Raw genomic sequence first — 12,761 nt, 5'->3', positions numbered from 1 at the left:
GTGTTTCGTGACAAAAGAAAGCGGCAGGTCAAAGACATGGAGATCACGTTCCGTTTGAATGGCGCGCTCGTAAAAACAGAGCAAAACGCCACCAGCACATTGCTAGATTACCTACGCGAAACACAGCGCCTCACTGGCACAAAAGAGGGCTGTAACGAAGGCGATTGCGGCGCGTGCACCGTGATGATCGAAGACGAACAAGGCCCGCGCGCTTTGAATGCTTGCATCTTGCTCATGCCGCAAATTCACGGAAAATCCATCACAACGGTCGAAGGTCTCGCCCCCAAAGGCGCCCTACACCCTGTCCAAAACGCCATGATCACAGAACATGGATCGCAATGTGGATTTTGCACACCGGGCATAGTGATGTCTCTTGCGACAGCACATGCAGCAGGCGATACAAACATCGAAGACGCGCTTGCAGGCAACCTGTGCCGTTGCACGGGGTACGCCCCTATTTTGCGTGCGGCCCAAAAAGCGGCCAGCGAATCCCCTGTCGCCAAAGTCCCCTTTGAACCAATGGATGAGCCAGCGCTGATAGAGCGCCCTGAGACCATCAATGAACTGGCCGCGCTCTACGCATTGCGCCCCAACGCGACGTTGATTGCAGGGGCAACAGATGTGGGGCTTTGGGTGACCAAACAGTTGCGCTCGCTGGAAGATGTGATTTTCTTGAATGGCGTCCGCGACCTAAAAGGCATCACTGAGACAGCAGACAGTTTCGTGATCGGCGCGATGACCCCTATCGCGGATCTAGGCCCTCTGTTTGCGCAATCCTGTCCGTCTTTGGCCGAAATGTTTCGACGGTTTTCATCCAAGCAAGTACGTTCGGCTGCGACACTGGGCGGCAACATCGCCAACGGGTCCCCGATTGGCGACAGCCCGCCTCCGCTGATCGCACTGGGCGCGACCATCACCTTGCGCAAAGGCGAAGACAGCCGCACAGTTTTGCTTGAAGATTTTTTTGTGGAATACGGCAAACAAGACCGCACGCCATCAGAATTTGTCACGCAGATCACAGTGCCAAAAGCGGGCTTGAATGACCTAAGGGTCTACAAACTGTCCAAACGGTTTGACCAAGATATTTCCGCCGTTTGTGGTGCATTCAATATCACGGTGACAGACGCTAAAGTCAGCGCCGCATGCATCGCTTTTGGTGGCATGGCCGGCACCCCAAAACGCGCCACACATGTGGAACAAGTCCTGATAGGCCAACCTTGGACAGAGGTGACGATTGATGCCGCCCTGCCCGCATTTGATCAAGATTATGAACCTATGACGGACATGCGCGCCTCAGCCGAATATCGTCAAACAACAGCCAAAAACATGCTCAAACGTGTTTTTGCTGACAGCAAAGGCCACACTGTATCAGTGCTTGATGTTCGGGGAGAATCCTCATGAGCGTCGGCACATCTCTCACCCACGATTCCGCTGAACTGCATGTGACAGGGGCCGCGCGCTACATCGACGATATCCCCACGCCAAACGGCACGCTACATCTTGCCTTTGGCCTAAGCCAAGTCGCGCACGCAGACATCACATCGATGAATTTGGATGACGTGCGCAATGCTGATGGAGTTGTTGCGGTCTACTGTGCCGATGATTTTGATCATGTGCCTGACTGTTCTCCTGCGCCTGTTCCCGACGAGCCTTTGCTTTGCACGGGCACAGTGCATTTTCTGGGACAACCTGTGTTTTTGGTTGTGGCCACATCGCACTTGGCCGCGCGCAAAGCGGCGCGTTTGGGCCAGATCACCTATGCTGAAAAACCAGCCATTCTAAGCTACGAAGACGCGCTAGCCGCTAACGCACGCTTTGAAGACGGCCCGCGCATCTACACCAAAGGCGACCCGGCAGCGGTGATTGAATCTGCGCCGCATGTGATCCACGGTCAGATTGATATGGGCGGCCAAGAGCACTTTTATCTCGAAGGCCAAGCCGCCCTTGTCACCCCGCTTGAGGGCGGTGATATGTTGGTGAACTCTTCGACCCAGCATCCAACCGAAATTCAACACAAAGTCGCCCACGCCCTGCACCTTCCTATGCATGCTGTGCGCGTTGAAACGCGACGGATGGGCGGCGGGTTTGGCGGGAAAGAAAGCCAAGGCAACTGGCTTGCCATCGCCTGCGCTATCGCCGCGCGCGATACAGGTCAGCCCTGTAAAATGCGCTATGATCGCGATGACGATATGATGGTCACAGGCAAGCGCCACGATTTTCGCATTTCTTATACCGTAGGGTTTGACGACACGGGTAAAATCGCAGGTGTTGATTTTATTCAAATGACGCGCTGCGGCTGGTCCATCGACCTGAGCATTCCCGTGGCGGATCGTGCGATGCTGCATGCCGATAATGCCTATCATCTGGAACACGCACGCATCGAAAGTCACCGCCTACGCACCAACACACAAAGCGCCACCGCCTATCGCGGTTTTGGCGGACCGCAAGGTATCCTTGGAATTGAACGCGTCATCGACCATATCGCGGCCACTCTAAAACTTGATCCAGCCGATGTGCGGCGCACGAACTATTATGCCGATATGGGAACTGAACCCAAAACCGGCCAAACCACGCCCTATGGCATGCCCGTCACGGACGCCATTTTGCATGCCATGACTGATAGACACTTGGCAGATGCCGATTACACTGCGCGCCGCGTCCAAATTGCCGATTGGAATGCCAAGAACCCGATCCTCAAAAAGGGTATTGGCCTATCCACTGTCAAGTTCGGTATCTCATTCACGCTCACCCATTTGAACCAAGCTGGCGCTTTGGTGCATGTCTATCAAGATGGCTCTATTCAGCTTAATCATGGCGGCACCGAAATGGGCCAAGGGTTGTTCCAAAAGGTCGCCCAAGTCGCCGCCAGCGAATTTGGTGTCAGCATGAACGCCATCAAAATCACAGCAACAGACACCGCCAAAGTGCCCAACACATCGGCCACGGCTGCGTCTTCTGGCGCGGATTTGAATGGCATGGCGGTCAAAGCTGCTTGCAGCACAATCCGCGACCGCATGTCTTTGTTCTTACAAGACTACTTTGGCGCAGACACTGTTTCGTTCCAAGATAATATGGTCACAGTGGGCACGCACAGCCTGTCTTTTCCAGAGGCCGTGAAACTTGCCTATGAAAACCGGATCAGCCTGTCCTCTACTGGGTTCTATAAAACCCCTAAAGTCAAATGGGACCGCATCAAAGGGCAGGGTCGCCCGTTTTACTACTTTGCCTACGGCATCGCGCTGACCGAAGTTGTGCTCGACACACTCACAGGGGAAAACCGCATTTTGCGCAGCGATATTTTGCATGATGCAGGCGCCTCATTGAACCCAAGCTTGGACATCGGTCAAATTGAAGGCGGATATGTGCAAGGCGTCGGCTGGCTTACCACCGAAGAATTGGTGTGGGATGCAAAAGGCCGTTTGCGCACGCATGCGCCCTCGACCTACAAAATCCCAACCGCCAGCGATGCACCTGATGTGTTTAACGTCAAACTGTGGGATGCGCCCAACCCTGAGAAAAGCATCTATCGATCCAAGGCCGTGGGCGAGCCGCCCTTTAATCTTGGCATTTCTGCATTGTTGGCTCTATCAGATGCGGCAAGTGCCTGTGGCCCCAACTATCCAGCGCTTAACGCCCCCGCCACACCAGAAGAATTATTGCGCGCAATCGGGCGTGCACGCGCATGAGCTTTGATCGCAACGCCTTAGAGTTGGCTATCGCAGCCCATGGTCGCGTCGCACGAATCGTTGTGGCCGATGTCAAAGGCTCAACCCCTCGCGAGGTCGGCGCATCAATGCTCGTGTGGCACGGCCCAAATGGTCTGGAACAATCGGGGACGATTGGCGGCGGAACACTTGAATTTGAAGCAATGAAAGCCGCCTTTCACGCTCCGCGCCTGCAACGTATCCCCCTTGGTCCAAGCATGGGACAATGTTGCGGTGGATCCGTCACGCTTTTGACCGAAATCTTTGAAACTGTGGAAAACATCCCACAAGATGCCTATGCGCGGGGACCAAGTGTCATGCCCTTGGCCGTACAAAAAGCGCTCAAAGGCATACGCCGTGAAGGTTTGGCCGCGCCGCGTCTTTTGGGCGACTGGATGATAGAACCAGTCAGCCCACCAGTGCGCCCAATATGGCTATGGGGCGCAGGTCACGTGGGCCGCGCCATCGCAAACGTGCTTGCGCCTTTGCCTCAGTTTTCACTGACATGGATTGATACCAAACAGGATCGTTTTCCAACACTTTTACCAGCAGGCACAACACAACTGATCGCTGCCAATCCCGCCGATTTAGTCGCCCATGCCCCCCAAGATGCAGAGCATTTGGTGCTGACCTATTCCCATGCGCTTGATTTAGAGCTGTGTCATCAAATTCTGTCGCATGAGTTTGCCTTTGCAGGTCTCATTGGCTCCGACACAAAATGGGCACGGTTTCGATCGCGACTTGGGGCACTCGGACACACACCGGCTCAAATAAGCCGCATATGCTGTCCAATTGGGCAACCTGAGCTTGGAAAACACCCCCAAGCCATTGCGGTTGGCGTTGTTGCCCGCCTAATCTGTGGTGAAATCCAAGCTGAGTCTTTGAAATCGCACGCGGGGGGCGCCTAAATTGACAGAACTGCTAAAACTTCAAGGACTCACCAAGGCCTATCTCGGTGTGATCGCCAATGATCACGTCGGGTTTTCAATTGCAAAAGGCGAGGTCCACGCACTGCTTGGCGAAAACGGTGCTGGGAAATCCACACTTGTGAAAATGATCTATGGGCTGACCAAGCCGGACAGTGGCACCATGACACTTCACGGTGCGCCCTATGCGCCAAACTCACCTCAAGCTGCACGTGCCTCAGGTGTTGCTATGGTGTTTCAGCATTTTTCCCTATTTGAAGCACTCAACGTGGCCGAAAATGTCGCGCTTGGGATGGAAAATCCACCAAAAATGAATGACTTGGCGCGGTCAATCCGTGAGGTGTCTCACACCTATGGCCTGCCGCTTGATCCGCACCGCACCGTGGGTGACTTGTCTGCGGGGGAACGCCAGAGAGTCGAGATCATTCGCTGCCTTCTACAAGACCCCAAGCTGTTGATCATGGACGAACCGACGTCGGTGCTGACCCCGCAAGAGGTCGAAATCCTTTTCACGACCCTGCGCAAACTGCAATCTGAAGGCACGTCTATTCTTTATATCTCGCACAAACTCGAAGAAATTCGCAGCCTGTGTGATGACGCAACGATCCTACGGATGGGCAAAGTTGTTGGCACATGCGACCCAAAAACCACAACAGCGCGCGATATGGCCGAGTTGATGGTGGGGGAAACACTGCACATTCCGACACGTGAGGCCAAGGAAAGCGGTGCAGAACTTTTGTCGGTGCAAGGCATTGAATTTGCCCCGCAAAGCCCTTTCGGAACGCGATTAAAAAACCTATCACTGTCAGTGAAATCAGGCGAAATTTTGGGCATCGGCGGCGTGGCGGGCAATGGGCAGGATGAATTGCTGTCCGTGCTCTCAGGCGAAGCCAAAGCCCAAAGTGGTAGTGTCGTATTTGAAGGCCAAGATATCAGCACTCTAGGGCCAAACGCACGACGGGCATTGGGGCTTTTGTCTGCACCAGAAGAGCGGCTCGGCCACGCGGCTGCGCCCAACATGAGCTTGATTGAAAATACAGCGCTCACCGCGACAATTCGCAAAAAACTGAGCAAGAATAATTTTATAAACTGGTCCAAGACCGAAAAGTTTGCGCAAGAAATCATCAAAACCTTTGACGTGCGCACCCCAAGTGCAAATGCCGCTGCACGATCTTTGTCCGGCGGCAATCTGCAAAAATTCGTTATTGGCCGCGAGGTGATGCAAGACCCCAAAGTGTTGGTGGTGAATCAACCGACTTGGGGCGTTGATGCGTCTGCTGCGGCCAGCATTCGCCAAGCGCTGCTCGATTTGGCCGCTGGCGGCGCTGCGGTCATTTGTATCTCGCAAGACTTGGATGAGCTCATGGAAATTTCCGATCATTTCGCAGCCCTCAACGAAGGTAAACTCAGTGTACCCCGTGTCGCCAAAGGGCTAACAGTCGATGAAATTGGCCTGATGATGGGCGGCGCGGAAACCTCCAGCGATACGCAAATCGCAGGCCACGAGGTGTCAGCATGATTTCGTTGATCAAACGCCCGCAACCTTCCAAAACATGGATGGTCGCCACACCGGTTTTGGCTGTGATCGTGACGATGATTTTGGGCGGACTTTTGTTTGCGGCGATGGGCAAAGATCCCTTTGTCGCCATTCGCACCATTTTTTGGGACCCTTTGTTCAGCCCTGATTTCGCAGCCTATTCACGCCCGCAACTTTTGGTAAAAGCCGCCCCGCTGATTTTAATTGCCATCGGACTGAGCCTTGGGTTCAAAGCTGGCATTTGGAACATTGGCGCCGAAGGGCAGTATATTATGGGGGCGATTTGCGGCGCAGCTATCGGCCTTGCTTTTTACCCGATGGAGGCGTGGTTTATCTTTCCATTGATGGTGATCGGTGGGGCTTTGGGCGGTTTCTTATGGGGACTCATTCCGGCCCTGTGCAAAACCAAATTCAATGCGCCCGAAATATTGGTATCGCTAATGTTGGTGTATTTTGCTGAGCAGATCATGATCGCCGTCTCGTTGGGTGCGTTGCGCAACCCCGAAGGCAACGGCTTTCCCGGATCGCGCAACTTGGCGCAATATGCCTCAAGTGCGAACCCTGAATTGATCGCGGGCACTGGCGCGCATTGGGGTGTTATGGCAGCCTTTGCCGCTGTGGTTGCGGCATATGTTTTGCTGAGCAAACACATGCTTGGGTTTCAAATTCGGGTGACTGGCGAAAGCCCCCGCGCCGCTGGGTTTGCAGGGGTCAATTCCAAACGTTTGATTATTTTCTGCCTCGGAACATCTGGCGCTTTGGCAGGGCTGGCGGGGCTTTTTGAAGTCACCGGGCCTGCGGGACAGATCACCACATCCTTCAACACAGGCTATGGGTTTACCGCGATCATCGTCGCCTTTTTGGGCCGCTTGAACCCAATTGGTATTATGTTGGCGGGGCTTTTGCTGGCGCTGACATTTATCGGCGGCGAATTGGCACAATTCATGCTATCGCTTCCCTCGGCCTCGATCCAAGTGTTCCAAGGCATGCTGCTAATGACGCTTTTGGCGATGGATATCTTGGTGAATTACAAAATCGTTTGGCGTAAAAAGGAGGCCGTGTGATGGACCTAGGATCGATCTCACTCGTCGCATTTTTTGCAAGCTTAATGGTTGCCTCAACCCCTATTCTATTGGCGGCTTTAGGCGAAATGGTCACCGAGCGCGCAGGCGTGCTGAACCTTGGCGTTGAGGGTATGATGATCATCGGCGCGATCTGCGGTTTTGCGATTGCGATTGAAAGCGGCTCGGCTGCTGCTGGCTTTTTGGGAGCTGCAGCTGGCGGTGCCTTGCTATCGATGCTGTTCGCGATTTTGACCCAGTTCTTATACGCCACTCAGGTGCCAAGCGGCTTGGCTTTGACCCTGGTTGGGGTTGGTTTGGCATCTTTGATCGGGCAGCCCTATGTGGGCGAAAGCCCGCCCTTGATGGGGAAATTGCACATTCCAGTGTTTGAAAGCATTCCGTTTTTCGGCCCCGTGATGTTTCAGCATGATCCAATTGTATATCTATCGTTGATATTAGCGGTCTTGGTGGGTGTCTTTTTAAAATACACACGTGGCGGTTTGATTTTGCGCGCAGTGGGTGAAAACCACGATGCGGCGCATGCTTTGGGCTATAAAGTTCGGCTGGTGCGGGTGATGGCAATCGGGTTTGGCGGCGCTATGGCTGGATTGGGCGGAGCCTATATTTCCCTGATCCGCGTGCCGCAATGGACCGATGGCATCACGGGTGGCATTGGTTGGATCGCGCTGGCCATTGTTGTCTTTGCATCATGGAAACCTGAACGCGTTGTTTTTGGGGCTTACCTGTTTGGGGGGCTGACAGCATTGCAATTGAACTTGCAAGCCGCGAACATTCCATTGCTGTTTGTACTGCCGTATCTGGTGATGTTGGCAGGCGTGATATATTTTGTGATTGCCGTAGCGGTAGGGTCGTGGAAAAAAACGCTTGATGTTAAGCCAACGCTTAAGACGTTTGCGCAATTTATCGGAGTCGGTCTAGTGCTGTTGTTGATCGGGATTGCGACCAATTACGCATCAAGTCTAGACTTGCTGATGCTATCATCCGCGCCTTTTGTAGCAACGATTGTTGTGTTGGTTGTGATTTCTGCCCGCAGCAAAGGGGCCTCAAATGGGCCTGCGATGTTGGGCAAGATTTTTCAGGCTCACTAGAGCTTGAAACGAAACAGGCTCATATGAGCTTGGGCAAATGGACCGTAAGGTTCGCATTTAAAAGGGGCGTGACAGCCTCAAAACTCTGGGAGTGAACACATGTTCAAAAAAATTCTCGCAACGACAGCTTTGGCTGTTGGTCTTGCTGGTGCGGCATTTGCGGACGACAAAACCAAAGTTGGTTTCGTCTACGTTGGCCCAATCAATGATGGCGGTTGGACCCAAGGTCATGACCATGGACGCCAAGAGCTTGAAAAACATTTTGGCGATAAAGTCGAAACTGTTTTCGTTGAAAACGTACCAGAAGGTCCAGACGCCGAACGTATCATGACGCAAATGGCGCTCACTGGCACAGACATCATTTTCGCCACATCCTTTGGCTTTATGGACCCAACCATCAACGTGGCAGCCAAATTCCCAGATGTGAAATTTGAGCATGCAACAGGCTATAAACAAGCTGACAACGTATCTGTTTACTCTGCACGCTTTTACGAAGGACGCGCCATCCAAGGCACAATCGCGGGTCGCATGACCAAATCCAACATCGTGGGTTACATCGGGTCTGTGCCTATTCCAGAAGTTGTGCGCGGCATCAACTCAGCCTACATCCACGCGAAAAAAGTAAACCCTGATGTCGAATTCAAAGTCATCTGGATCTACGAGTGGATGAACCCAGCCAAAGAAGCCGACGCAGCCAAAGCTTTGCTTGAGCAAGGCGCTGACGTGATTTTGCAGCACACAGATTCTACAGCGCCGCTTGCCGCCGCAAAAGAAGCTGGAGCAATTGGTTTCGGCCAAGCATCTGATATGTATGACTTTGCACCAAACCCACGCGTGTCATCCATCATCGACGACTGGGCGCCATACTACATTGAGCGCACCCAAGCTGTCATGGACGGCACATGGTCTTCCACGAACACATGGGGCGGCATTGCATCAGGCATGGTTGGCATTGGCGAGATCACAGACGCAGTTCCTGCTGACGTGAAAGCCGAAGCATTGGCGATGAAAGATGCCATCGTTGCTGGTACATACCACCCGTTCACAGGACCGCTGAACAAACAAGACGGCACACCTTGGTTGGCCGAAGGCGAAGTGGCTGACGACGGCGCGCTTGCCGGTATGAGCTTCTACGTTGAAGGTCTGACAGGCGAAATTCCACAATAAGCATTGCTTGGATCACGCTTAGGTCACAAAGACCAACACACTGGACAAGGCCCGCCCCACGCGGGCCTTTTTCTTTGCGCAAATGCATGCACTCGAAACTCTGATAGAACACAATCCACTCTATGTTGATGCGCATCAAAGCCAGCCGCTTGACCATATGGGATGTTAAATTACAGTCATTTCCCCAAAAGGTTTCACCATGCATTGGAAAACACAAAACGATGAGATGCGCAGCGCTTTGCGTACATTGAACACTGCCAACAAAGAGATGGCACAGGGCTTTGGAGCGCTTTCAAAAGCAGCTCAAAAAGGCGGTGTGTTGGATTTAAAAACCAAAGAATTTGTAGCGCTTGGCATCGCAATCGCAGATCGCTGTGATCCTTGTATCGGCTTTCATGTCGACGCGCTGAGCAAAACAGGGGCCACCCGCGAAGAGCTTGCCGACATGCTAGGCATGGTGGTGCAAATGGGTGGAGGACCGTCATTGATGTATGCTGCGAAATGCCTTGAATGTTGGGACCAATTGACCGCCTAATCTACTCAGATGTCTTGGGATCAAATCCCTTCAAGATAAAACCCAGGTTTTTCAACAAATCCGCTATATTCACTCAAGCCAATTTCAGGCTCTTCAACCACGATGGGGTCGAAAACAATGATCGCCATGCCGTCATCGCTCTGACTGCGGCCACTATAATAAGACGGGACATCTTAAAACAAATCCAGTCTTGCGCGCAAAACTTGCCGCGATGCCGCAAGAACGCTAGAGTTCGCGCCAGACTATGTCGCGAAGGGAATATGCGATGCGGATTTGCCGAACCAAAGCCGACGTGCGTGATGCCGTCAAAGACTTTCGTGCCAAAGGCGAAACTGTCGGTCTGGTGCCCACAATGGGATATTTACACAACGGCCACATGAGCTTGGTGAGCGTTGCAAAAGCCGCGACATCGCGCGTGGTGGCCACAATTTTTGTCAATCCAACACAGTTTGGCGATGCCGCCGATCTTGATGCTTACCCCCGCGATGAAGCGCGCGATTTTGCCTTGCTCGAAGCAGCGGGCGTTGATGCGGTGTTTGTGCCTTCGGTCACTGAAATGTACCACGCAAATAAACAAACCACAGTCGAAACAGAACAGCTTGCAAACATACTTATGGGAGCCCTGCGCCCCAACCATTACAAAGGCGTGTGCACGGTTGTCAGCAAGCTGTTTAACATTGTTCAGCCAGACAAAGCATTTTTCGGCGAAAAAGATTACCAACAGCTTTTGGTAATCCAAACAATGGTGCGTGATTTGGATATTCCAGTCGATGCCATCGGCGTGCCAACCGTGCGCGATGTCGATGGTTTGGCCCTGTCATCACGCAATGTGCGCCTGACTGCCGATGATCGCCAAGCCGCGCTTATTTTGAACAAAGCACTGGCTTACGGTGATTATGAGGCCTCAGACGGGCGCGAAGCCGCAGAACTTGAACGTGATATTCACGCCTTTATCGCTCGCGAACCACGTGCCACAGTGCAAAGCGTCGACGTGCGCGATGCCTTCACCCTAGAGGTGCCAGTTGGCAAGATCGACAGCCCTGTTGTTATCTTGCTCGCCGCATCCTTTGGCGATGTGCTGCTCATTGATCAACGGGTCAGCGACCCAAGCTAACTGTGGCAATCGCCACAAAACAGGAGACATCCTATGTCCACCCAAACCGAAGTCATTCGTCGCAACACAGTGCCACAAATTGCCAACCGCAAAGGTGGTGAACCTATTGTGTCACTGACATCATACCACGCGCATACCGCTGCTATCGTTGATAAATATGCAGATTTCATTCTTGTGGGTGACAGCTTGGGCATGGTGATGCACGGTATGGAAAGCACCGTTGGCGTTCCTCTTGATCTCATGATCATGCACGGAAAAGCCGTTGTGCGAGGCACGAAAAAAGCACTGATCGTGGTCGACATGCCTTTTGGCTCTTACGAGGAAAGTCCAAATATGGCCTTTCGCAATGCCGCCAAAATCATGAAAGAAACCCAGTGCCAAGCGGTGAAACTTGAGGGTGGCGCACGCATGGCTGAGACGATCAAATTCTTGGTAGAACGCGGCATTCCCGTGATGGCGCACATCGGTCTGACCCCACAATCCAGCCATGTAATGGGCGGCTTTAAAACCCAAGGCCGCGACGAAGACACATGGCCCGCGCATATCGCAGATGCTGTTGCTGTCTGTGAAGCTGGCGCATTTGCAGTTGTCGTCGAAGGCGTGGTCGAACCTCTGGCCGATAAAATCACTGCAGCGGTGGACATTCCAACCATCGGAATCGGTGCCTCTGCAAACTGTGACGGTCAAATTTTGGTGTTAGAAGATATGCTAGGTCTCAACCCTTGGGTGCCCAAGTTCGTCAAAAAATTTGGCAATCTTGGTCCGATGATTGAAGATGCGGTCAGCGAATATGCAGACGAAGTCAAAACCCGCAACTTCCCTGGCCCAGACAACATGTATCAGCCTAAAAAGCCTTAGGAGTTTCAGACGCACAAAGATGTCAGCGAGGGGCGAAACAGTGCAAATTTTCCCCCTTGTGAGGTCCCAAAAACTCCTATTTAGCAAGTGAATTCCCCTATTGGGACCGTCACGAAAGGAGTGACTATGAAACATATACTTTGGCCGCTTCTGGCCCTCACTTTGGCAGCCTGTTCTCCTATGCCTCGCGCCAATCCGTTGTCGCGCGCCCAAGCCGATGGCTTGGCGATTTCTGCGATTGATGTCACCACGACAGGTGCCGCGTTTGAAAGCAAACGCGCCGCAGATTTTAGCGCGCGATTGGACCCCGATCTTACGGCGGCTTTGCAGCGAGAATTTGCGAACCGCATGTCCAGCGATGGCGTCTTGCTCACCGTTGACGTGGCACGTTTGAATGTGGCCGACAGTGGGCGTACTGCTTTTGGGTGGGATCAATCCAAATTGATCGGCCAAGCACGCTTGACCACCCCAGACGGGCAAGTTTTGGCCACCTACCCTATTCAGGTGAACGCAGGCCAAGCCGCCAAAACCCGCACGGGGGCCTTGGTCAGCGCAGCTATTGGCAGCTCTGATAAGAACTACACCAAACTGGTTAACAAATTTTCCGAAGAGCTATTGGTTCTGATGGAAAACTAACCACTTGGGGCGCGCAGCTTGCGCGCCCTTTCGTTCTAATTTGCACAGGTAATATAGAAATCCAGCAGTTTAGTGCGGTCACGCAATATGCTAAAAGGGATGAAAGTAATG

At 52.9% G+C, this 12,761-nt stretch carries 10 protein-coding genes and 1 pseudogene; all 11 read left to right on the top strand.

The genetic code is table 11. The features are described from left to right. The first annotated feature begins 36 nt into the window (after window positions 1-36). The 11 genes and pseudogenes from xdhA (at window position 37) to BM025_RS05400 (ending at window position 12,650) form a co-directional block, all read left to right on the top strand. Window positions 37-1,401 carry a xanthine dehydrogenase small subunit gene (gene xdhA, locus BM025_RS05450; RefSeq protein WP_085848950.1) on the top strand — a complete coding sequence of 455 codons (1,365 nt, stop codon included), beginning with the start codon at window positions 37-39 and terminating at the stop codon, window positions 1,399-1,401. Further along, the gene (xdhB, locus tag BM025_RS05445; RefSeq protein ID WP_085848577.1) at window positions 1,398-3,686 is read left to right on the top strand and encodes a xanthine dehydrogenase molybdopterin binding subunit; all 2,289 of its coding nucleotides are present in this window, start codon (window positions 1,398-1,400) and stop codon (window positions 3,684-3,686) included. The genes xdhA and xdhB overlap by 4 nt, the downstream gene beginning before the upstream one ends. After that, window positions 3,683-4,612 carry a xanthine dehydrogenase accessory protein XdhC gene (gene xdhC / locus BM025_RS05440; protein ID WP_085848574.1) on the top strand — a complete coding sequence of 310 codons (930 nt, stop codon included), beginning with the start codon at window positions 3,683-3,685 and terminating at the stop codon, window positions 4,610-4,612. The genes xdhB and xdhC overlap by 4 nt, the downstream gene beginning before the upstream one ends. A gap of 1 nt (window position 4,613) precedes the next feature. Continuing rightward, on the top strand, window positions 4,614-6,149 hold the full coding sequence (locus BM025_RS05435; RefSeq protein ID WP_085848571.1) for an ABC transporter ATP-binding protein: 1,536 nt from the start codon (window positions 4,614-4,616) through the stop codon (window positions 6,147-6,149). After that, window positions 6,146-7,231 carry an ABC transporter permease gene (locus BM025_RS05430; protein ID WP_085848569.1) on the top strand — a complete coding sequence of 362 codons (1,086 nt, stop codon included), beginning with the start codon at window positions 6,146-6,148 and terminating at the stop codon, window positions 7,229-7,231. The genes BM025_RS05435 and BM025_RS05430 overlap by 4 nt, the downstream gene beginning before the upstream one ends. Next, window positions 7,231-8,115 (top strand): annotated as a pseudogene (locus BM025_RS05425) (ABC transporter permease); the annotation flags it as partial. The gene BM025_RS05430 and the pseudogene BM025_RS05425, both read left to right, overlap by 1 nt. 324 nt (window positions 8,116-8,439) lie before the next feature. Beyond that, window positions 8,440-9,507, top strand: coding sequence for a BMP family ABC transporter substrate-binding protein (locus BM025_RS05420; RefSeq protein ID WP_085848562.1), 1,068 nt, complete (start codon window positions 8,440-8,442; stop codon window positions 9,505-9,507). Window positions 9,508-9,706: 199 nt separating this feature from the next. Beyond that, window positions 9,707-10,042 carry a carboxymuconolactone decarboxylase family protein gene (locus BM025_RS05415; protein WP_085848559.1) on the top strand — a complete coding sequence of 112 codons (336 nt, stop codon included), beginning with the start codon at window positions 9,707-9,709 and terminating at the stop codon, window positions 10,040-10,042. A 265-nt stretch (window positions 10,043-10,307) separates the two neighbouring features. Next, a complete protein-coding gene (gene panC / locus BM025_RS05410; RefSeq protein ID WP_085848555.1) occupies window positions 10,308-11,156 on the top strand; it encodes a pantoate--beta-alanine ligase in 849 nt (282 codons plus the stop codon). Between the two features lie 33 nt (window positions 11,157-11,189). Further along, window positions 11,190-12,014, top strand: a complete 825-nt coding sequence (gene panB, locus BM025_RS05405; RefSeq protein ID WP_085848552.1) for a 3-methyl-2-oxobutanoate hydroxymethyltransferase — start codon at window positions 11,190-11,192, stop codon at window positions 12,012-12,014. A 126-nt stretch (window positions 12,015-12,140) separates the two neighbouring features. After that, window positions 12,141-12,650, top strand: a complete 510-nt coding sequence (locus BM025_RS05400) for a hypothetical protein (RefSeq protein ID WP_085848549.1) — start codon at window positions 12,141-12,143, stop codon at window positions 12,648-12,650. The last annotated feature ends 111 nt before the right edge of the window (window positions 12,651-12,761 follow it).

It is taken from the genome of Pacificibacter marinus, assembly GCF_900109555.1.
Taxonomy (GTDB): Bacteria; Pseudomonadota; Alphaproteobacteria; order Rhodobacterales; family Rhodobacteraceae; genus Celeribacter; species Celeribacter marinus_C.
This window is presented reverse-complemented; position numbering and strand designations above follow the sequence as displayed.

Excerpts from the sequence above, each read along its gene's own strand:
- BM025_RS05415 (WP_085848559.1), top strand. The coding sequence starts at position 9,707 with ATGCATTGGAAAACACAAAACGATGAGATGCGCAGCGCTTTGCGTACA.
- BM025_RS05420 (WP_085848562.1), top strand. The coding sequence starts at position 8,440 with ATGTTCAAAAAAATTCTCGCAACGACAGCTTTGGCTGTTGGTCTTGCT.
- BM025_RS05400 (WP_085848549.1), top strand. The coding sequence starts at position 12,141 with ATGAAACATATACTTTGGCCGCTTCTGGCCCTCACTTTGGCAGCCTGT.
- BM025_RS05430 (WP_085848569.1), top strand. The coding sequence starts at position 6,146 with ATGATTTCGTTGATCAAACGCCCGCAACCTTCCAAAACATGGATGGTC.
- xdhA (WP_085848950.1), top strand. The coding sequence starts at position 37 with ATGGAGATCACGTTCCGTTTGAATGGCGCGCTCGTAAAAACAGAGCAA.
- xdhB (WP_085848577.1), top strand. The coding sequence starts at position 1,398 with ATGAGCGTCGGCACATCTCTCACCCACGATTCCGCTGAACTGCATGTG.
- xdhC (WP_085848574.1), top strand. The coding sequence starts at position 3,683 with ATGAGCTTTGATCGCAACGCCTTAGAGTTGGCTATCGCAGCCCATGGT.
- panC (WP_085848555.1), top strand. The coding sequence starts at position 10,308 with ATGCGGATTTGCCGAACCAAAGCCGACGTGCGTGATGCCGTCAAAGAC.
- panB (WP_085848552.1), top strand. The coding sequence starts at position 11,190 with ATGTCCACCCAAACCGAAGTCATTCGTCGCAACACAGTGCCACAAATT.